Source organism: Stutzerimonas chloritidismutans, assembly GCF_051486945.1.
GTDB classification, from domain to species: domain Bacteria; phylum Pseudomonadota; class Gammaproteobacteria; order Pseudomonadales; family Pseudomonadaceae; genus Stutzerimonas; species Stutzerimonas chloritidismutans_B.
In genome coordinates this window covers 207,787-226,883 of record NZ_JAHVDX010000001.1, presented here as the reverse complement: position 1 = coordinate 226,883, position 19,097 = coordinate 207,787, and the positions used below count along the sequence as shown (strand labels likewise).

At 61.2% G+C, this 19,097-nt stretch carries 18 protein-coding genes and 1 pseudogene; 5 read left to right on the top strand and 14 right to left on the bottom strand.

Annotated features, from left to right (window positions below; translation table 11 throughout):
- Window positions 1–40: 40 nt before the first annotated feature.
- The 8 genes from KXR72_RS00915 to KXR72_RS00880 form a co-directional block, all read right to left on the bottom strand.
- A complete protein-coding gene (locus tag KXR72_RS00915; RefSeq protein WP_437419259.1) occupies window positions 41–916 on the bottom strand; it encodes an AEC family transporter in 876 nt (291 codons plus the stop codon).
- 30 nt (window positions 917–946) lie between these two features.
- Window positions 947–1,834, bottom strand: coding sequence for an NAD(P)-dependent oxidoreductase (locus tag KXR72_RS00910; protein WP_437419258.1), 888 nt, complete (start codon window positions 1,832–1,834; stop codon window positions 947–949).
- Between the two features lie 47 nt (window positions 1,835–1,881).
- On the bottom strand, window positions 1,882–3,141 hold the full coding sequence (locus tag KXR72_RS00905; RefSeq protein WP_437419257.1) for a TRAP transporter large permease: 1,260 nt from the start codon (window positions 3,139–3,141) through the stop codon (window positions 1,882–1,884).
- Window positions 3,138–3,704 (bottom strand): TRAP transporter small permease, encoded by a 567-nt coding sequence (locus KXR72_RS00900; RefSeq protein WP_437419256.1) that lies wholly within the window; start codon window positions 3,702–3,704, stop codon window positions 3,138–3,140. The genes KXR72_RS00905 and KXR72_RS00900 overlap by 4 nt, the downstream gene beginning before the upstream one ends.
- A complete protein-coding gene (locus tag KXR72_RS00895; RefSeq protein ID WP_437419255.1) occupies window positions 3,701–4,675 on the bottom strand; it encodes a TRAP transporter substrate-binding protein in 975 nt (324 codons plus the stop codon). The genes KXR72_RS00900 and KXR72_RS00895 overlap by 4 nt, the downstream gene beginning before the upstream one ends.
- Before the next feature lie 107 nt (window positions 4,676–4,782).
- Window positions 4,783–5,547: an SDR family NAD(P)-dependent oxidoreductase gene (locus KXR72_RS00890; protein ID WP_437419254.1), complete on the bottom strand. Its 765-nt coding sequence runs from the start codon at window positions 5,545–5,547 to the stop codon at window positions 4,783–4,785.
- A 73-nt stretch (window positions 5,548–5,620) separates the two neighbouring features.
- Window positions 5,621–6,619, bottom strand: a complete 999-nt coding sequence (locus KXR72_RS00885) for a transketolase family protein (protein WP_437419253.1) — start codon at window positions 6,617–6,619, stop codon at window positions 5,621–5,623.
- Complete coding sequence (locus KXR72_RS00880) at window positions 6,616–7,467, bottom strand: transketolase (protein WP_437419252.1); 852 nt, start codon at window positions 7,465–7,467, stop codon at window positions 6,616–6,618. Before KXR72_RS00880 ends, KXR72_RS00885 begins: the two co-directional genes overlap by 4 nt.
- A 185-nt stretch (window positions 7,468–7,652) precedes the next feature.
- Here KXR72_RS00880 and gcvA point away from each other — a divergent pair, with 185 nt between their 5' ends.
- A complete protein-coding gene (gcvA, locus tag KXR72_RS00875; RefSeq protein WP_437419251.1) occupies window positions 7,653–8,549 on the top strand; it encodes a transcriptional regulator GcvA in 897 nt (298 codons plus the stop codon).
- 162 nt (window positions 8,550–8,711) lie between these two features.
- Here the strand turns inward: gcvA and KXR72_RS00870 are convergent, their stop codons facing one another.
- The 3 genes and pseudogenes from KXR72_RS00870 to KXR72_RS00860 form a co-directional block, all read right to left on the bottom strand.
- Entirely contained in the window at window positions 8,712–9,473 is a 762-nt protein-coding gene (locus KXR72_RS00870) for an SDR family oxidoreductase (protein ID WP_437419250.1), read from the bottom strand.
- Window positions 9,474–9,500: 27 nt separating this feature from the next.
- Window positions 9,501–9,704: a hypothetical protein gene (locus KXR72_RS00865; RefSeq protein WP_437420394.1), complete on the bottom strand. Its 204-nt coding sequence runs from the start codon at window positions 9,702–9,704 to the stop codon at window positions 9,501–9,503.
- Window positions 9,705–9,852: 148 nt separating this feature from the next.
- Window positions 9,853–10,215: pseudogene (locus tag KXR72_RS00860) on the bottom strand (phosphotransferase); the annotation flags it as partial.
- Window positions 10,216–10,678: 463 nt separating this feature from the next.
- On the opposite strand from KXR72_RS00860, the gene KXR72_RS00855 reads away from it, so the two are divergent.
- Window positions 10,679–11,185, top strand: a complete 507-nt coding sequence (locus KXR72_RS00855; protein ID WP_437419249.1) for a hypothetical protein — start codon at window positions 10,679–10,681, stop codon at window positions 11,183–11,185.
- A 227-nt stretch (window positions 11,186–11,412) separates the two neighbouring features.
- Here the strand turns inward: KXR72_RS00855 and KXR72_RS00850 are convergent, their stop codons facing one another.
- From KXR72_RS00850 to KXR72_RS00840, 3 genes are all read right to left on the bottom strand, one after another.
- Window positions 11,413–12,237 (bottom strand): UvrD-helicase domain-containing protein, encoded by an 825-nt coding sequence (locus KXR72_RS00850; protein ID WP_437419248.1) that lies wholly within the window; start codon window positions 12,235–12,237, stop codon window positions 11,413–11,415.
- A gap of 828 nt (window positions 12,238–13,065) precedes the next feature.
- The gene (locus tag KXR72_RS00845; protein WP_437419247.1) at window positions 13,066–13,995 is read right to left on the bottom strand and encodes an AEC family transporter; all 930 of its coding nucleotides are present in this window, start codon (window positions 13,993–13,995) and stop codon (window positions 13,066–13,068) included.
- Between the two features lie 73 nt (window positions 13,996–14,068).
- Window positions 14,069–16,267 (bottom strand): FAD-dependent oxidoreductase, encoded by a 2,199-nt coding sequence (locus KXR72_RS00840; protein WP_437419246.1) that lies wholly within the window; start codon window positions 16,265–16,267, stop codon window positions 14,069–14,071.
- A 304-nt stretch (window positions 16,268–16,571) separates the two neighbouring features.
- Between KXR72_RS00840 and KXR72_RS00835 the strand changes: the two genes are divergently transcribed.
- From KXR72_RS00835 to KXR72_RS00825, 3 genes are all read left to right on the top strand, one after another.
- Window positions 16,572–17,588, top strand: a complete 1,017-nt coding sequence (locus KXR72_RS00835) for an SDR family oxidoreductase (RefSeq protein WP_437419245.1) — start codon at window positions 16,572–16,574, stop codon at window positions 17,586–17,588.
- A gap of 124 nt (window positions 17,589–17,712) precedes the next feature.
- Entirely contained in the window at window positions 17,713–18,648 is a 936-nt protein-coding gene (locus KXR72_RS00830; RefSeq protein ID WP_437419244.1) for a LysR family transcriptional regulator, read from the top strand.
- A gap of 210 nt (window positions 18,649–18,858) precedes the next feature.
- Window positions 18,859–19,095 carry a DUF2790 domain-containing protein gene (locus KXR72_RS00825; RefSeq protein WP_437419243.1) on the top strand — a complete coding sequence of 79 codons (237 nt, stop codon included), beginning with the start codon at window positions 18,859–18,861 and terminating at the stop codon, window positions 19,093–19,095.
- Window positions 19,096–19,097 lie beyond the last annotated feature (2 nt).

Genomic DNA, 19,097 nt, shown 5'->3' with positions numbered 1-19,097 from the left:
GAGGACATCGAAGGCTCCTGTGAACGAAACATCAGGACGGTCAGGCCAACCGCAAGGCCAAAGCCAGCGAGATGGAAAATAGCGCGACCAGGTTGCCGAGGATAACGATCGAGGCCACCTTTTCCGGCTCCTGTCGGTAGAGTTCGGCAAACATGAAATTGAGCACGGCGGGGGGCAGCGCACCGAACACGAGCAGGATGTCCGTCTCGTGTGCAGACAAATCCAAAGCCAGGCAGAACAGGTAGGCGATCAGCATTCCGGTGAGCGGTGTCGCCACCGCGCCGACCACGCCGATGCGCCATTGCGCGAACGGCGCGGTGTTCAGCCGCACGCCAAGCGAGAACAGCATCAGGCCCGTGGACACGTCCGCGATGAGTTTGATTGCCGAGAGGAACGGCGGCCACAGCGTGACGCCCGACAGGCTCACCGTCACCCCGGCAATACCGGCGATTATCACCGGCTCACGCAGCAAGCGCCACAGCTTCGCGTTGTGCCCCAGCCACCAGGTGACGACAGCGAAGTGCAGAATGTTCTCGACCAGAAAGAGCACCACCGCGGCCGGCAGCGCCTGCTCGCCAAAGGCGAACAAGAGCAATGGCAGACCCATGTTGCCGGCGTTCTTGAACATCATCGGCGGCAGCAGCGTTTTGGGGTCGTAGCCCAGCCGTCGCGCGATCGGCCAGCCGAGCAGACCCGAGCCGAGCACGACGACTAGACCGCCAAGCGCAATCGCCTGCACATGGGCAAGATCCACCGACTTGCCCGCCAGCGCGGAAAAGACCAGTGCGGGCACGAAAATGCTCATGTTGAGCTGATTAGTGGCGAACATATCCGGACGATGCTTGCGGCCGTACAGGTAGCCGATCGCGATCACCGTGAACACAGGGAAAACGATGCTCACGATCTGGACGAGCATGGGGGTTCCTTTTTTGGTGGTTGCCTGGCGTCAGCCGTTCGCTGGCGGGCCGTTCAAGGCGTGGTAGCTGCGGATGACCTGACTGTCATCGGCGCGCCCATCGCCGCGTCCCGAAGTGGCGAGGAACAGCTGGTGCGCGACCGCCGCGATGGGCAGCGCCGCCTTGGCGTCGCGCCCGGCTTCGAGCACGATGCCCAGATCCTTGACGAAGATGTCTACTGCGCTGCTGACTTCCGGCTCGGCCTCGAGCATGCGCGGGCCGCGATCCTTGAGCATCCAGCTCGAGGCCGCCGAGCCGCCCATGATCTCCAACAGCACCTCAAGATCGACACCGACCTTGGCGGCGAGCGCGAAGGCTTCGGCGACCACCGCAATATGCACGCCGCACAGCAACTGGTTGACCGCTTTGACGGTCGCCCCCTGACCAGCACGCTCGCCAACATGGAAAATGCGCTGGCCAAGGCCCTCGAACACTGGCTTCACCGCCTCGAAGGTGGCACGCTCGCATGCCGCCATGATGGTCAGCGAACCGGCCTGAGCCCCAGCGGTTCCGCCTGACACCGGCGCATCGACGAAACGTCGGCCCGTTGCGCCCACCCGCTCAGCGATGCGTTCGACCGCAGCCGGCGGGCAGGTCGCCATCAGGCAGACGATGCCGCCCTCGTCCATCGCCTGCACAGCGCCTTCGTCGAACAACACCTGCTCGGCCTGAGCAGCATTGACCACCATCAGGATCAGTATCTGCGCGCCCCGGGCAGCATCAGCTGCGCTTACTGCGGATTCGCCGCCGGCTGCTTCGAGCGAGGTCAGCGCGGTTGGGTTGAGGTCGATACCACGCACATGGTGGCCGGCGGCCAGAAGGTTTTTCGCCATTGGCAGGCCCATCGAGCCAAGCCCGGCGAATGCAATGATGCTCATGAGCAGTTCCTCTGGCGACAACCCCGCATGGGCGGGGCTGTCGCCCATCAATAGAACGTGAAGGCAGGTACGAAGGAGACCAGGCCCAGCACCGTGATCGCCACCAGGTAGAAAGGCCACAGCTCACGCACCACCGCGCCGACCTTCTCGCGTGAGATGGCCGAGGCGATGAACAGCGTGGTGCCTACCGGTGGAGTGAACAGGCCGATGCTGAGGTTCACCACCATCATGATGCCGAGCTGAGTGAGGTCGAGACCGATGGCGTTGCCGATGGCGACAAAGGTCGGCCCCAGGAGCAGGATTGCGGCAGGCAGGTCAAGGAACATGCCCACTGTCACCATAATCAGGTTCAACATCAGGATGACCATCCACGGCGACTGCAGGGTTTGCGCCGTCCACTCCGCGACTGCCGTCGGCACGGACTCTACCGTCAGAACGTAGCCCACCAGGTTCGAGGCTGCGATCACTAGCATCACCACGCCAGTCGTGATGGCTGTGTGCACCAGCGCATCGTACAGCCGGCGCAAGGTCAGGTCGCGATAGATCAGCATGCTCACCATCAGGCCATAGAACACCGCCAGCACACTGACTTCGGTTGGCGTGGCGATTCCGGCGCGCAGCAGCACGACGATGAACGCCGGCATCGCCAATGCGGGCGCCGCAGCAAGGCTCACGCGCAGCACACCCTTGAGCGTGACCTCGCTGGCCAGGCGATTGAAACCACGCAGGCGGCCCGACAGGTAGCAGGTCAGCATGAATCCGGCACACAGCAACAAGCCCGGCAGCAATCCGGCGAGAAACAGCGCGGCGATCGATTGGTTGGATACGGCGGCATAGAGGATCAGCGGGATCGAAGGTGGAATCAGCCCCGCGATGGTGGCCGACGAAGCCGTGGCCGCAGCGGCGAATGCGCCGGGGTAGCCCTCTCGCTTTTGCCACGGGATCAGCATCGAGCCGAGCGCCGAAGCCTCTGCAACCGCCGAGCCGGACACGCCGCCGAACACGGTCGAGCCGACCACCGTAACCTGGCCCAGGCCGCCATGAAAACGGCCAACGAGCATGGTGGCGAAGGCAATCAGACGCTTGCCTAGCGTGCCGCCCATCATCAGGCTGCCCGAGAGCATGAAGAACGGAATCGCCAGCAACGGGAAGCTCTGCGTAGGTTGGAAGATCTTCACGATCGCCGCCACGCTGGGCATGCCGCCAACCGTGATAGCCGCCAGCCCTGAGCTGATCAGCAGCGCGTAGCCGACCGGCAATGCCAGTATCAGCAGGACGGCGAAGACCGCCAGCATCATGAGGGTCATAGGTCGTCCTCGATGTCGTGAGCGCGAACGGCGAGTGGGTCGCCGGCGTGCAGTAGGTAGACAAGTGTCGTCAGCGCGGTGAGGCCGAGGCCGACGAAGCCGACAATCATGGACATGTAGGCCCATTTCGCCGAGATGCCGGTGACGGGATAGACCTCGCTACCGGTAATCTCGATGACGCCGAGGCCCACCCAGGCGAGGTAGAAGAAGGTAGCGGTAATCAGAACCTGGTGAAGGATCAGCAGCACCCTGTTCCCGCCGTGGCCGATCCACCCTTGAATAGCGGTGACCGCGATGTGCTGGCCTCGTTGAGCGGCTAATACGATGCCGCCCATGACCAGCCAGGGAAACAGGATGTTGGGCATCTCGCTCGGCCAGCCCATGCCCTGGTTGGTGAGGTAGCGCACCACCACTTCGGCCATCAGCGAGCCGAACATGACGACCAGCGCCGCGATTGCCGCTACCACGCTGAGGGCTACGATCGCGCTGTCCAGCCACTTCGCCAACCGCGTCAGGCCACCCGGCCGGGCCGTCTCCTTGGTTGAGAGTTGGGCGGCCATCATTGCTTGCCCGCCTCCGAGACGATCAGCTCGACCAGCTCGGGATATTGCTTGGACCACTTGTCATAGACCGGCTTAGTCTTGGCTGCGAAAGCCACCTGATCGATCTCGTTAATCTGCACGCCGGCCTCGGCGAGCTTGGTACGAAGCTCGGTATCAGCCGCGAGCGACAGCTCTCGGTTGAGCTTGCCGGCTTCGATGGCGGCTTCTTTGACGGCTTGTTGGTCCGCCTTGGAGAGGCCCGCCCACACCATCTTGCTGGCGAGCAGCGGCGTCGTCTCGTACTTGTGCCCGGTAAGGGAGATGTACTTCTGCACCTCATGGAGCTTGGAGGAATAGATGTTCATCAGCGGATTCTCCTGACCGTCGAACACGCCCTGTTGCAGCGCGATATACAGTTCGGAGAAGGCCAAGGGAGCCGGATTGGCGCCAAGCGCCTTGAAGATGTCCAGCGTCATGGTGTCCGGCGGGGTGCGCACCTTGATGCCCTGCAGGTCTTCAGGCTTGGTGATTGGGCGCTTGTTGTTGCTCGTGTGGCGGATGCCGTTGTCCCACAGGGCCAGCAGCACGAGGCCCTTGGCATTGGCCGCCTCGTCGAGCTTGGCACCGACCGGGCCGTCGACCACCTGGTAGGCGTGTTCGAGGTCGCGAAACAGGAACGGCAGGCCGATCACGTTGAACTCAGGCACCACGCCCGCGGTGCTGCCCTGGGAGTTGGTGCTGAAGGCCAGCGTGCCCAGGCGCATGTTGGTCAGCGACTCGACGTCATCGCCGAACTGGGCACTGCCACCCACGTCGACCTTGACCCGGCCGTTGGTCTTCGCTTCGACCAGCTCGGCGAATTTTTCCGACGCCACCGCCTTCGGATTGCCCGGCGCGGCGTTATGGGAAAGGCGCAATACCTGTTGAGCCCAACCAGTGGAAGCAGTAGCCAGTGCGAAGGTCGCAGCGACCGCGATCAGTGTCTTTTTCATGAGCTTCACCTTGCGTTCTTATTGATATTGTTTGCAGTTCTTTTGGTACTTCTACGTGCCGCGCATCAAGGGGGCGAGCGCTCTCCACGCGCCCGCACCGTTTTTCATCAACCGTGGATGAGCATGCCTCCATTCACGTCGATGACCGCACCGGTGATGTAGGCCGAGAGGTCGGACGCCAGGAACAGATAGGTACCCGCCACTTCCTCCGCCTTGCCCAGACGATTGAGCGGAATGCCGGCGGCGATGTCGGCCTTCTGCTGGTCGGTTAGTTTGCCGGAGCTGATGTCAGTCTGGATAAGGCCCGGGGTCACGCAGTTGACGCGGATGTTGTCAGGGCCGAATTCACGCGCCATGGCCTTTGCCAGCCCCAGCACTCCGGCCTTGGCGGCCGAATAGTGCGGGCCACCGAGGATGCCGCCGCCGCGCTGGGCCGAGACCGAGGACATGCAGGCGATCGAGCCGCCGCCCTGCGCTTTCATGTGCGGAATGACCGCCTGCGACAGGTAGAGCACGCCGCGCAGGTTGACGTCGAGGATGCGATCCCAGCTGGCCGGATCGATCTCCAACGTCTTCACCGGCTGGGTGATGCCGGCGTTGTTGATCAAGATGTCGATGCGGCCGAAATCTGCGATCGCACGTTCGGCCGCCTTCAGGCAGGCGTCCTTGTCCGCCACGTTGCAGGCATAACCGCGATGCTCGGGGCCGATGGATGCAGCCGCCTCGACGGCCGCCGCCTCGTCGAGGTCGAGAATCGCCACCTTGGCGCCGTGGCTGGCGAATAGGCGGGCCGTGGCGAGGCCGATGCCGCGTGCCGAGGCTGCACCAGAAACCATGGCGACCTTGCCGGCAAGAAGAAGCGCGTTGCTCATAACGGTAATTCCTTCATAGGGCGCCCCAGCGGGCGCGTCTGAATGCAGTGTTCTGAGAGTGAGCGCAGTGCGCTTAGCTGAGCCAACCCTTGATGGTGGCGGACATCGCCTCGGTAGAAATCCCGTAGCGGTCGTGCAGGGTTGGCAGCGCGCCGGCATCGAGGAACGCATCGGGCAGCGCGATCTGGCGGAATTGCGGAGTGACGCCGGCGGTCAGCAGTGCGGTCGCCACGGCTTCGCCGAGCCCGCCAACCGTGGTGTGGTTCTCCGCCACAACCACCAGGCGGCCGCCGCGGCCCGCTTCGCGCAAAATAGTCGCGACGTCGAGCGGTTTGATGGTCGGCACGTGCAAGACGCCCACGTCGATCTTGTCCGACCCCAACGCCTTGGCCACTTCGAGTGCGCGCATGGTCAGGATTCCGGACGAGATCACCAGCACGTCGCGACCATCACGCAGTAGCTTGGCTTTACCCAGTTCGAAGCTGTAGTCGTACTCGTCCAGCACCAGCGGCACGTTGCCGCGCAGCAGGCGCATGTACACCGGGCCGTTGTGGGCGGCGATCTGCGGTACGGCCTGCTCGGTGTCGAGCGCGTCGCAGGGGTCGACAATGGTCATGCCGGGGATGCCACGCATCAGCGCGATGTCCTCGGTGGCCTGGTGGCTAGGGCCGTAGCCAGTCGTGAGGCCGGGCAACGCGCAGCACATCTTGACGTTGAGGTTTTCCTCGGCGATCACCTGATGCACGAAGTCAAAGGCGCGACGGGTGCCGAACACCGCGTAGGTAGTGGCGAACGGTACGAAACCTTCTTTCGCCATACCGCCGGCCGAGGCCATCAGCAACTGCTCAGCCATGCCCATCTGGAAAAACCGCTCCGGGTAAGCCTGACCGAAGAGGTGCAAATCGGTGTACTTGGCGAGATCCGCGGTGAGGCCGACGATCTCGGGACGATTAGCAGCCAGCTCGACCAGCGCCTTGCCGAAGGGCGCAGCCGTTACGCGCTGCCCCTCGGAGGCAATTGACGCGATCATCGCCGAAGTGGTCAGGCGTGGCTTCTTGACGGTGGTATTCATTTGGCGGCTCCCTGGGCTTGATCGAGGATGTCGAGGGCTTGCTGCCACTCGGTCGGATCGACGCGAATGAAGTGGTTCTTCTCGCGCTGCTCAAGGAACGGCACGCCCTTGCCCATCAGGGTGTCGCAGAGGATTACGCGCGGTTTGGCCTCGGTGAGGTTGCGCGCGGTGTCGAAGGCGGCGATGACAGCGGCGAGGTCGTTGCCATCGACACGCTGCACATGCCAGCCGAAGGCAGCCCACTTGTCGGCAAGTGGCTCGAAGGCCATCACCTTGCTCGACGGGCCGTCGGCCTGCTGGTTGTTGATGTCCACCAGGCAGATTAGGTTACCCAGCCCGTGGTGGGCCGCGCTCATTGCCGCTTCCCAGGTCGAGCCTTCATCGAGCTCGCCGTCGGACATGGAGTTGTAGACGAACGCCGGGTTGCCCTTCAGACGCAGGCCCAGCGCCATCCCTACTGCAATCGGCAAGCCTTGACCGAGCGATCCGCCGGACATTTCCATGCCTGGCGTATAGGTCGCCATGCCGGACATGGGCAGGCGGCTGTCATCGCTGCCGTAGGTGTCGAGTTCGTCCTCGGGGATGATCTTCGCCTCGATCAGCGCGGCGTAGAAGGCGATGGCGTAATGCCCGTGAGACAGGAGGAAGCGGTCGCGACCTTCCCAGCTTGGGTCTTCGGGACGCAGGTTCATGGCATGGCAGTAGGCGGTTGCCAGTACCTCGGCGTAGCCCAGTGCCTGGCCCACATACCCCTGGCCTTGCACTTCGCCCATTTGGAGGGCGAAGCGGCGAATACGGTAGGCGCTTACGGCGACCCTCGCGAGGGCCGGTGACGTATCGTTTTGCACGGATATCTCCTTGTTATTGGTCCGGCTTAGCGGCTTGCTGGCTGCGCATCGGTCATGTTGGCGAAGGCGTTTGTAGCCTTCTGAACGACGCGTCCGGCGGGTAGGAAAAAGCCTATGCCCTTGATTTCCTCTTCTCAAACGAATAGTTATGCCCAATAGATGAACTGAGCTAATGTGAAATCACCATGCAAACCCGCGTTTCTCTGAAGTCAGTACAGGCATTCGAAGCCGCTGCTCGGCTGTCTTCGTTCGCCCTGGCGGCGGAAGAACTTTTCGTCACGCCTTCGGCCGTGAGCCACCAGATCAAACTGCTGGAAGAACAATTCGGGGTGCGCCTGTTTCACCGGGTACACCGTGCGGTGGTGCTGACCGACGCCGGCCGCCTCTATGCGGAGGAGGTCTCCGCAGCGTTCGCGAAGATCGAGATGGCGACGCGCGAGTTGGGGCGCACGGCCAAGAGCGACATCCTCACCGTGCATTCGACGCCGAGCTTCGCTACCCAATGGCTGATGCCGCGTCTGGCCCGCTTCAGCGCCCTGGAACCGGATATCGACGTGCGGCTCAACGCGTCCTACCCGGCGCCGGCCGACCTGCTGACTCAAGGGGTGGACATCGACATCCGCTACGGCATGAAACGACTGCAACCGGCCGGGACCATGGTGCTCCCCTTCCCGCCCGAAACCATCGTGCCGCTCTGTGCACCCTCGCTGACCACCGGCGAGCATCCGATTCGCGTGCCGGAGGATTTGCACCACCACACCCTGATCCACAGCGAGGTATGCCTCGTCAGTTGGCGCGACTGGATGCGACAGCACCGCAAGGTGCCGCTCGATATCTCCCGCGGGCCGCGCTTCGATCGCTCCTTCATGGCGATCAGCGCCGCGGTGGATGGCCTCGGTGTCTGCCTGGAAAGCCTGCTACTAGCCCAGCGCGAACTCGATACCGGGCGCCTGGTCGCCCCGCTGGGACTCAAAGGGCCGAAGATCCAGGGTTACACCTTCAACATGCTGAAATCGCGCGCGGAGCTGCCGAAGATTCGCAGCTTCCAGAACTGGCTGTTCGGCGAGCTTGAGGGCCGCTAGCCAGCACGCCGGAGCGTGCGCCCGCCAAGGACGGACCAAGGCCCCCCTTGGCCACACTCGACGTAAAAAACACGTTATTTCTCAATCGATTCGCTCGCCCCGGTGCTACGGGCAGGAGCAACGATCAAGGCCAAGCCGACGCCTGGCCGAAAGCCAAATCAATCAGTTCAGCTTAACGATCCAACTCAGCGGCATGATTCGCATCAACACCGCCATCAGGCGCCACGGCCACCTTGGAACATAGGCGATCGCCGGCTCACGCTCAATGGCGCAGACCATTGCCAGACAGCCTGTTTCCTCATCCACCTCGAAGGGCAGCTTCTTTGCGCCGGCGTTCAGTTCGGTACGGATATAGCCGGGGAAAATGGTGGTAACGCGGATCGGCGTTGCCAGCAATTCAGCACGGATGCCTTCGGTCAGGCTTGCCAGGGCCGCCTTGCTGGCAGCGTAGGTGGTCAGGTGCCTGGGCAGGCCGCGAATGGCACTCATTGAGGAAATGGTCACCAAATGGCCGGCGTTCTGCTGGCGGAAGATTTCCACTGCAGCCTCACACTGCGCCAGCGCCGCGATGAAGTTAGTTTCGGCCGTTTTGCGATTTGTCTCGAAATGACCGGTCCCTATACGGCGTCCCTCACCTACGCCGGCGTTGATGATGATTCGGTCCAACTGGCCGAAGACCCGCTGGAAGTCTCCAAACACCGAGAAGACCTCGTCATGGTCGTTCACGTCCAGGGCGCGCAGCTCAACCCTGACACGGTGCTGCCCGGCCAGTTCGTCTCTCAACGTTTCGAGCCGCTCGGTACGCCGCGCGCACAAGGCAAGATCGTAGCCGAGTGTTGCAAAGCCTCGAGCCATGCCTGCACCAAGGCCAGAGCTGGCGCCTGTGATAAGGATGCTTTTACGGCCTGGTCCCTTGTTGTTCATGCCTGCAGATGCCTTACAAATAACGGATCAGATGAAAACTCGGCTCGTGAAATAGAGGCCGGAACGGCGGATGATCGCTCGGCATCGCCAGTCAAGGTAGTTCACCATCAGCCAGTAATGCCTGAACGCCGGATTGTGGGTTTGGCGGTGGTGGTAGCGGTAGTAAATCTGCTGAGCAATGCAGGACAGGCGGAACAGTCCGAACATCTCGTAAACGCCCAGTTGTCGCATGACAGGCCAACCTGCTTGAGGTAGTAGGCCACCGCTTCCTGACGGCTGAGCATGCCAAGAATATTCTCGGCTGCCGGCGTGACGCACGCATCAGCCGATTGTGATCGGCTTGTATCCAGTAGGCGAGCATGCTCCCCAGATCCATCAGCGGATCGCTAACGGTCGCCAGTTCCCAGTCCAGCACACCGATGATGCGGGTGGGATCCTGCGGATCCAGGATTAGGTTGTCGAAGCGCCAGTCGTTATGGATGACACAGCTGCCCCGGTCGGCTGGGGTATTGCGCTTGAGCCATTCACGGACCTTTCGTAGCTGGGCACATTCCAGGTGCGCGCGGCCTCGTAGCGCTGGTCCCAGCCGTCCACCTGACGCTGACAATAGCCCGGACCTTTGCCGACGCTTGCCAGCCCTGCTGACGCCGGTTCCGAGCCGATGCAGAGCGGCCATGGCGTCCAGCATGTTCAGGCAAAGCGTGCGCGCACTCGCTGCATCGAGCTGCAGCGAACGGGGCATCTCAGCCCAGGAAATGCGGAGCTCGTCGCTGCGAAACGCCCGCCAGAAGCCGATCAGCATCAGGGCACGATCGCGCCAACAGCGCCCAAACCGTGGCCAGTCGTCCTCGGCACGGGCTTGCTCCCCGTTTCGCTCTAACGACAACACGCACTGCTCAAGCTGGCGTAACTGTATCGGTACAGCCTGCTTTTGTTGGCGTGGATGCGGTGTCCGAATGCCCTTGAGAATCTGGCGGACCAGCGGGGTCTTGGTCGGATCAGAGAAGCCCTGGCTGACATGCCACTGCGCCACAAGTTGCCACGCTATTGAGCGACAGGCTTATTAGCCTCAGTCCAACGGCCGCTTTTGGCCGAAAGCGGTCTTTTGAAAGCGGCACCATTTAGCGCCCAAGCTAGACGCTCCTGAGTCACCGAAAGCCCCTGCAGCGGGTACTATCTCCCGCCCACACACTTGGAGGTAGATAATGTTCATCCCGCAGGCTTCAGATTGGGAAGCATCCATCGTCGCGGCCATCACTGAAGAACTGGATCAGCTTAAGTATCTGATCGAGGACGAAAGTGGCTCGACGGAGAGAGGCGACATCCATGCGCAAATCAGCCGGGTTTGCGGCCTGACCGATCTCGCGCAGAACGATGCAGTTCCTTTCGCCGCGTCGGCAAGGCTTCAGATCCGAGAATTGAATGAGACGGCGATGGGGATGATTCGAAATACGCTCGATCTCACTCCGGTAAGTGATGAGCGTCTACAGAGTCTTGAGCGCGAGGCTGCACAGGGGCTTTTTGATGCAATTGCGCTCAATATCCCCCACTTAGCGCAAGGCGAGGCGAGGAAATACGCGATTGCCCTGTCGACCAATGCTTTCGAGGAACTGCGAGAGTACATGGGTGAACATCCCGATTTCGAGATGATGGAGCAGTTGGTGCTTGTGCAAGACTACCGGGTGATGAAGCTGGCGGGAGACAATCGCTAAATCGCGGCTTTGTATCGGTGCCGAGTATCAGCAAAGAAACCCCGAACCGTCGGTCTCTTGTCGCAGCGCTTTACTCTAGGTCGATACTAGGCAAGGCGTATCACAGCAGCCCCAGGCGCTCCCAGGAGCCAGTCGCGCTATTTTCTCTTGGGCTGCGTAGCTTGCTCGGAGCAGGCTGCTCTTAGGCAATGATGCTGCTGCTTTCGGATCAAGGCAGCTGCCTACGTTCAAGCGTCCGAGGGTGACCAATAGGGAAGCGGCGACGCGCCAGGCTTATCAAGGATAATCGCCACGCTCTGCTGGGCTCGTGTGACCGCTACATAGAAGTCAGCTGCTGACAGTGGTACGAGGTACTCACCCTTGCTGATGAATTTGCCAATTGGGTCGGTGGGATAGATAAGCACTCGGTTGAAGGTTCGCCCCTTCGACACACCAAAATTCATGTAATCAAGATCGAATTCTCTGCCCGACCTGATGCTGTTGCGAAGGCACTGAGGTTGGAATGTATCGACGTACTGACTGACGTGCTCCTTCCTCACTAGAAAGACCCCGTCGTGCGCCGTGGCCTCGTGATTCTCGGAGGTTGTTTCTGGGAACTCCCAGGTTGGCTCGAAAATAGTGTCGGAGAATCTGGCGATCGCCTGGCAGCACCTCCAGGTGATGGAGCTGTAGGTGATCTCTAGGCGACCTGCCTCCTGCTGCCCTCTGAACCAACCAAGTGATTTGGAGTAGGCAAAAGCCTTCTTCATCCTGCTGTGTGGGTTTGTGGAAAAGACCGCTTGGCGTGTGTCCCCCACGAGCCGGATCTCTATGCGCGTACCAAATAGTGCCTCCAAGATGCTCCAGTCGTACCCTGACAAATCCTGCACCTCGTCGATCAGAATCTCGTCGTACAAACACTCAAGACGATGAATCAAAGCACCGTCGCTTTTACCTATCAGTTCATGGGATAGGCGGGCAATTTCCTTTGCGTAGACCTTGCTCGCAGAGTCGAAGAAGCGCCCCACCCCAGAGGCGTATCTCCCCGGATCACCATCGAAGTTGAACCCCATACAACGCTTTCCGGGGAAAACAAAAGGCACGAACGGTTTGACGAAGTGGCTTGCACGCGCGCTTTAATGGTCATAAAAGCTGGGATAGGATACCCAGCAGCGCTGCATACTCTTTTTACTTCTTTCCAGACTTTCGCCACGCGTGTTCCAGGGCCAGTCCACTCACCACATATGACGTTATCGATAATCGACTCGACACGGGGGTCAAGCTGTCGACATCCAACCGGCCTCCCTGACTTTTCACTTAAATAACATCTAGCCCCCATGCTTTCATCGAATTTCCTAATCAATACATATGCTCTGCTTGAGCTAACTCTCAATTTTTTAGACAGCCTAGTAATATTCTCACTCGTTCTGTCTCCGCTGAGATACTCTCTTATTGCCTCAAAGCGAAACTTTGCTAGGCGCCATTTTTTTTCATCAACTTCAGAAATATCCGCAGGCACACTTTCATTTTGATAAGACACGGATGAAATCACTGCTAACTCACCGACAGGCACGGACAGATACCTATTCTCAGCCTCTATGTAGACCTGCACCAAGTCCGGACCTAAGGACGCTTCATATTTACAAATTTTTCCGTCCCATAGGACACCTTGCCCTTTATTCAAAATTTTCATAAAAATCTACACAGTAATGCTCTCTGCCGATTTACGTTAACAACAGTAAATCAAGCACAACTCACATTAAATGCAATAAATATCCAGAGGCTGGATGAAATTTAGCTTTACGCAAAATATTTATTTAATAAAAACAAAGGCTTAAGATTTCTTGAGATTACCTAAAATCGACATCTGATTGATTTCACCGTTTCAACCTCACTTCCGTTCAACCCACCCACCATACGAAAACACTGATGCTCAGGAACGAAACCACCGTGGCGGCGACCAGCCCTGCGGCGCAGCGTTGTTCCAGCCCGTAGCGTGCACCGAAGATTGGATAGATGCTCATCATCGGCGCTGCGGCCATCAGGACGCCGGCGACCTTCAGCACGGGGTCCGATATGGGCAGCAAGCTGAAGCACAGCAAGACCAGCAACGGATGCAGGATCAGCTTGCCGATCAGCAATTGCCCGACGTCGAGCACCATGCCGCCGGGTTTGACGCCATTCAGGCTCGCGCCTATCACGAACAGCGCAACTGGGGCCGACGCCTGGGCCAGCATTTCGATGACGCGCATGATGAATGGCGGCGGCTGGACCTCCAGCGTCGCCATCGACAACGCCAGTACGATTGCGATCAATACGGGATGGCGAACCAAATTGCGTAACGTGCCCAACAAGGCGACGCCCACGCTGGCGCCGTTTTGCCGGCCGAGCTCGGCGAGCGTCAAGGCCAGCGGGATCATCACCGCATTCTCGATCATCATGCCCAGCGCCAACGCCACAGCTGCTGGCGTCCCGACCACCAGCACCACGATCGGATAACCGACGAAACCGCTGTTCGACACGGACATGCCCAGGCCCATCAGTGCGCTGCCGCTGAGGCTATCCTTGCGCACGAGCCGTGCAAACGCGTAGCCCAGCGCGAATATCGCCAGGGAACCGAGCCCATAGCCGATCAGGTAGTTCCAGTGAATGACCTCGGCCAGTGGCCGCTCAAGCAGCGCTCGGATGACCAGCGCCGGCAATGCCAGCGTGATGACGAAGCGCCCCATTCCGGCAACCTGATCTCGGGACACCAGCCCCATCCGGTTGGACAGGAACCCAATGGCGATGAGGATGAAAATGGGCGTGGTGATGGCGAGTATGGCAAGCATCGGTGGGTTCTTGAGCGAATGGGTATGCGTGTGGGCACGCGCTGTCACACAGCATACGTGACGCTCGGCAGCGCTAGACCGCCGTTTTCGGCTGTTTCGCCTCGGGTTCGCATTCTGTGTGGGATTGTCGACGCGCTGCGCCGCGTCTCCAGCGTTGTAGCCGTTCGCACCAGGCCAACGGCCGCTTCGCTCCGTGCGCTTGCCGCCAGGCCTCGGCTACGGCGACGCTGGCTTCGGCAAGTGTCGGGTTGATGTGGACCACCCGATGCAGCTTGTTCAGCCCAAGCTTGTGCTTCATCGCAACGACCAGCACGGCCAGTGCTTCATTGGCGCCATCGCCGAGGAAGGTCGCGCCGAGGATGCGGTCCCGCCCGTGTTCGGTCAGTACCTTGACGAAGCCGCGATTGCCCGCCGTCAGATGGGCTGTGGCCATGCTTTCGAGTGGGATCAACGTGACTTCGTATTCCTGCTCGGCAGCTTGCGCTTGCGCCTCGGTGAGGCCGACCATGCCGACTTCTGGAGAGGTATACGCGGCGCAAGGCAGTACTCTGTCGCTGACCGCCACGCGACGCAGCCCGGAAAACAAGGCATTGGTCGTAGCGTAACCGGCGCGGTGCGCGGCCTCGTGCGTCGAGGTATCCGGCGCCGAGACGGCTCCGACCGCGAAGATGTTGGGAAAACGCGTGGCCTGATATTCGTCAACCTCGAGGCTTTTATCGTCTCGGGTGCCGAGCTTGAGTGCTTCGAGACCTAGATGGTCCAGGGCGGGCTGGCGCCCGAGCGCGACCAACACGCGGTCGAACTCGGCCGATTCGGAGTAGCCATCCGGTGCAGTGCAGACGAGCCGGTGCGCCTCCCCTGCTCTTTCGAACCGCTCAGGCCGATGTTTTGGCAGCAGGCGAACGCCGTCGGCGCTGAGCGCGTCGCCGATGGCCCGGCGGGCCTCGGGTTCGTAACTGCCCAGCACTTCTTCATCATCGAACACCATCGTCACCTGGCAGCCCAGGCGCTGCATCGCCTGCGCCAGTTCGCAGGCGTTGGCGTTGCTGCCCAGAACCAGCAAGCGGTCCGGGCGCTCGTTCAGATTCCAGAGGTTCTCTGATGTCAGCGGCTCGACCTCGTCGATGCCCGGTATGGGCGGCAGGAACGCGTGGCTGCCGGTCGCGAGCACCATGGCGCGCGCGCTGATGCTGCGTTGACCGACGTCCACCGTCCAGGGCGAGGTCAGGTGCGCGTCGCCTTCGATGACCTCGACACCCATCTTCTCGTAAGCGTCCTTCGTCACTCGCGCCTGGGCATCGGCAAGGGTTTGCCGGACTTGCTGCATCACTTTAGCGAAGTCCACCTCCGGGCATTGGCCCGCGCCGAGGGTGTCGCCCCGGCGCAGCGCGTGGGTCATGTTGGCTGCACGCATCAGCGCTCGCGCTGGAACGCTGCCGCTGTGCAACGCCGCGCCGCCGAGCTGGCCGCGCTCGACCAGCGCCACCCGTGCTTTGAATGACGCAGCTTTGCGTGCCGCGGCCAGCCCGCCACTGCCGCCGCCAATCACCAACAGGTTGTAGTCGAACGACTTGGGCTTACTCCAGCCACGGAACGCTTTGCGCGCCTTGTACAGCGTGAGCAGGCGCGTTGCAGCAAGCGGAAACACGGCAAGCAGCACCAGGGTGCCGATCATGCTTGGCGAAAGAATGTCGGAGATCTCGCGGATGCGCGACAACTGCAGCCCGGCGTTCACGTAGACGAGGTTGCCCGGCAGCATCCCGGCCTGCGTCGTCCACCAAAACGTCCAGATGCCGACTCGCGTCAGACCCAACGCCGGGTTGAGCAATACGAATGGCACGATCGGAATCAGGCGCAGCGAGAACAGGTAGAAGGCGCCGTCGCGCTCAAGCCCGCGATTGATGCTCATGACCTGCTTGGCGAATCGTCGCTGCACCCAATCACGCAAGAGAAAACGGCTGATCAGCATGGCGATCAGTGCGCCGAGGTTGCTGGCGAAGGAAACCAGCAGCGTGCCCTCGCCTAACCCGAACAGCGCGCCCGCGAGGATCGTAAGTACCACGGTGCCCGGGAACGACAGCACCGTCAGCGCGACGTAGGCGAAGAAGAATACGCCTGCCGCCCACAGCGGATGCGCATGGACTTGGTCCCGAAGCGCCCCGCTCCGTGACTGGATTGTTTCCAGCGTGAGGTACTGGCTCAGGTCGAAGTAGAAGAAACAGATCGCCGCGACGATCAGCGTCAAAACAATCAGGATTCGCGTCAGTTTCATGCTCGCCCTCTCCACCGGCAGACACAGACAGCCCGGCGCTGCGACACGGCGCAGGCGGCTAAGGAGGCGATTCGATAAGGGTTGGTCAATCTATGGCTCTCATCGGGGTGCCTAGGTTCGAACCTGGGCAGGCCCAAGCGTTCCGGGCGACCCGATGATCCGTGCGCCTTCCCGGCCATCACCCTGGCTGAACGATGAGACGCAGCGGACCTCTACACCAGTGCGACAGCGGCGTCAGCCCTGTACAACTTATTGGAGCAACCACTTCCGGCGAGCGGACCGCCATCATCAGACCGGAGGTTTCATGCAATCGGACGATCATCTTCCCTCTCGCCGGAAACTACTCATTCAGGGCGCGGCAGCGACCCTTGCGGCAGGCGTCGCCGCGCCGATTTTCGCCCAGTCTTCTAATAGTGCAGCGCCCGCGCCGAATACCCCTGCCCCGCTACGCGACCCGACCGAACGCTACAAACAGCCGCCGTTCGAGGCGCAGAAGCAGCCATGGCCCGGGCTTGCTCGCGATATGGAGCCGCGGCCGGATCATGGTGAGGACAGTTATCAGGGCAGTAACCGTCTGGCCGGGCGCAAGGCGCTCATTACAGGCGGTGACTCCGGGATTGGTCGCGCTGCCGCCATCGCCTTCGCCCGCGAAGGTGCGGATGTGGCCATCAACTATTTGCCCGATGAAGAACCGGATGCGCAGGCCGTCGTTGAGCTGATTCGCAAAGCCGGCCGCAATGCCGTGGCGCTGCCCGGTGATATCCGCGACGAAGCGTTCTGCCGCAGCTTGGTCGAAAAGGCAGTGGAGCAACTCGGCGGGCTGGACATCCTCGTCAATAACGCTGCGCGCCAGCAGAGCCATCCGTCGATACTCGACATCACCACCGAGCAATTCGACTGGACAGTCAAAACCAACCTGTACGCCATGTTCTGGATCACCAAGGCTGCGGTGCCGCACATGCCACCGGGCTCGTCGATCATCAACACCTCATCGGTGACGACTTACGATCCGCCAGTCAACCTGTTGGATTACTCGATGACCAAGGCAGCCATTGTGAATTTCAGCAAAGGATTGGCGAAGCAACTCATCGAGAAAGGGATTCGCGTGAATGCTGTCGCTCCAGGGCCGTTCTGGACACCGCTGCAGGTCAGCGGCGGTCAGACGATGGAGAATCTCAAAACCTTTGGTAAGGACACCCCTCTGGGCCGGCCCGGACAGCCCGCCGAGATCGCTCCTTTGTACGTACTGCTTGCCTCGACCGAAGCCAGCTATGTCACCGGCCAGGTATATGGCGCAACCGGTGGCAACGGCCAACCCTAGCTGAAGGCCAGTGCAGCGGCGATAAGCCGACATACTCGCCGCTGCATTTCGGGTTGCCTTTCGCCTCGACGCTCCACGATGGCTGCCGCATCATGTCCGCCGGTTACGGCTTAGGTAACAATCGATGGACATGTTGAATGCGATGCGGATGTTCGTTCGAGTCGTCGATGCCGGCAGTTTTACCGCTGCCGCCCGACTGGCAGAGACGTCGACGGCGCAGGTATCGCGGCTCGTCTCCGAGCTTGAGAACGAACTACAGGCCCGGCTGCTTCAGCGGACCACACGTCGCCTGGCGCTCACTCAGGCGGGTGATAGCTACCTGGCTCATTGCCGCGCCATTCTGGAGCACGTCGAGCAGGCGCGCGTCGAAGCGAGCGGCGCGCACAAAGTTCCGCGTGGCCGCTTGCGCGTGCATTCGACCATTGGCCTCGGAATCCAGCTGCTGGCGACCTTCGCCGGGCGCTACAACCAGATCTACCCGGATGTGCATATCGAGTTGATGCTGTCCCAGCGTCAGCCCGACCTGCTGGAGGACAATCTCGACGTCGTCATCACCCTGTCACGCCAGTTGCCGGATTCCGATCTCGTCGCCCAGCGCCTCGGCACGGTGCACCATGTCGTTTGCGCCTCGCCTGGCTATCTGCAGCAACAGGGGGTGCCGCGCACTCCGGCCGAGCTGGGCCGACATCGCTGCCTGCGGCTGGCCGACCCGGTATTTGCCGACAGTTGGACGTTCATGCAGGGGGATGGCGAGCAGATCATTCATCCCGGCGAGTCGTTCACGGTCAATGTGGCCGAGGCGATGAGCAGCGCTGCCGAGGCCGGGATGGGCATTTGCCTGCTACCGGACTACGTCGCCGCCCCGGCGTTGCAACGCGGCACGTTGCGTCGCCTGCTGCCGGGTTACCGCGTTCAGGAGAAGAGCATCCATGCGCTCTACCCATCGCGGCGTTTTCTCGATGCCAAGGTGGCTACCTGGCTGGGCTTCCTGCGTGATGAATTGCCCAAGGCGCTTCGCGGCTTCCACGAGTCCATCGAAGACCCCGTGCATTGGGCGTGATGATTGTTGCGCGTTAAGTAAAGGTTCCTCTCGCTGAGACGTGTTTTTCCGTCCTGGCGGCTCCCCTACTCTGCACATCGTGACTTGCATCGTCGTGCTCGGTTGCTCCTTCCGGCACGGCGCCTGTCCCCTTCGGCTGCCGCCTGCCGGCAGCCCGTTTTAATTCCCCAGCGCGCCGATGTGCCGCTTGTTCACTTGTCGAGGTCAACGATGAAAAATCTGTTCTGGATTGCCGGACTGTCCCTGCTCGCCCAACTGGCACAGGCTGAACCTCAGGTCGAGCCCTACCACTACGGCGACAAGCTCGACGTCGCCAAGCTGGTCTCCATGGATGTGCCACACGGCGGCTGCGAAATCGTGACGGCTACCATGACGTACCTGGATTCTCAGGGCGAAGTGCATAAGGTCAGCTACCTGCGCCAAGGTCCGGATTGCCACGATCACTAAGC

What these genes read in the sequence shown, in the direction of transcription:
- KXR72_RS00840 (WP_437419246.1), bottom strand. Translation starts at nt 16,267, where the DNA reads ATGAAACTGACGCGAATCCTGATTGTTTTGACGCTGATCGTCGCGGCG.
- KXR72_RS00870 (WP_437419250.1), bottom strand. Translation starts at nt 9,473, where the DNA reads ATGAACAACAAGGGACCAGGCCGTAAAAGCATCCTTATCACAGGCGCC.
- KXR72_RS00890 (WP_437419254.1), bottom strand. Translation starts at nt 5,547, where the DNA reads ATGAGCAACGCGCTTCTTCTTGCCGGCAAGGTCGCCATGGTTTCTGGT.
- KXR72_RS00855 (WP_437419249.1), top strand. Translation starts at nt 10,679, where the DNA reads ATGTTCATCCCGCAGGCTTCAGATTGGGAAGCATCCATCGTCGCGGCC.
- KXR72_RS00825 (WP_437419243.1), top strand. Translation starts at nt 18,859, where the DNA reads ATGAAAAATCTGTTCTGGATTGCCGGACTGTCCCTGCTCGCCCAACTG.
- KXR72_RS00865 (WP_437420394.1), bottom strand. Translation starts at nt 9,704, where the DNA reads ATGCGACAACTGGGCGTTTACGAGATGTTCGGACTGTTCCGCCTGTCC.
- KXR72_RS00915 (WP_437419259.1), bottom strand. Translation starts at nt 916, where the DNA reads ATGCTCGTCCAGATCGTGAGCATCGTTTTCCCTGTGTTCACGGTGATC.
- KXR72_RS00845 (WP_437419247.1), bottom strand. Translation starts at nt 13,995, where the DNA reads ATGCTTGCCATACTCGCCATCACCACGCCCATTTTCATCCTCATCGCC.
- KXR72_RS00835 (WP_437419245.1), top strand. Translation starts at nt 16,572, where the DNA reads ATGCAATCGGACGATCATCTTCCCTCTCGCCGGAAACTACTCATTCAG.
- KXR72_RS00905 (WP_437419257.1), bottom strand. Translation starts at nt 3,141, where the DNA reads ATGACCCTCATGATGCTGGCGGTCTTCGCCGTCCTGCTGATACTGGCA.
- KXR72_RS00900 (WP_437419256.1), bottom strand. Translation starts at nt 3,704, where the DNA reads ATGATGGCCGCCCAACTCTCAACCAAGGAGACGGCCCGGCCGGGTGGC.
- KXR72_RS00895 (WP_437419255.1), bottom strand. Translation starts at nt 4,675, where the DNA reads ATGAAAAAGACACTGATCGCGGTCGCTGCGACCTTCGCACTGGCTACT.
- gcvA (WP_437419251.1), top strand. Translation starts at nt 7,653, where the DNA reads ATGCAAACCCGCGTTTCTCTGAAGTCAGTACAGGCATTCGAAGCCGCT.
- KXR72_RS00885 (WP_437419253.1), bottom strand. Translation starts at nt 6,619, where the DNA reads ATGAATACCACCGTCAAGAAGCCACGCCTGACCACTTCGGCGATGATC.
- KXR72_RS00850 (WP_437419248.1), bottom strand. Translation starts at nt 12,237, where the DNA reads ATGGGGTTCAACTTCGATGGTGATCCGGGGAGATACGCCTCTGGGGTG.
- KXR72_RS00910 (WP_437419258.1), bottom strand. Translation starts at nt 1,834, where the DNA reads ATGAGCATCATTGCATTCGCCGGGCTTGGCTCGATGGGCCTGCCAATG.
- KXR72_RS00830 (WP_437419244.1), top strand. Translation starts at nt 17,713, where the DNA reads ATGGACATGTTGAATGCGATGCGGATGTTCGTTCGAGTCGTCGATGCC.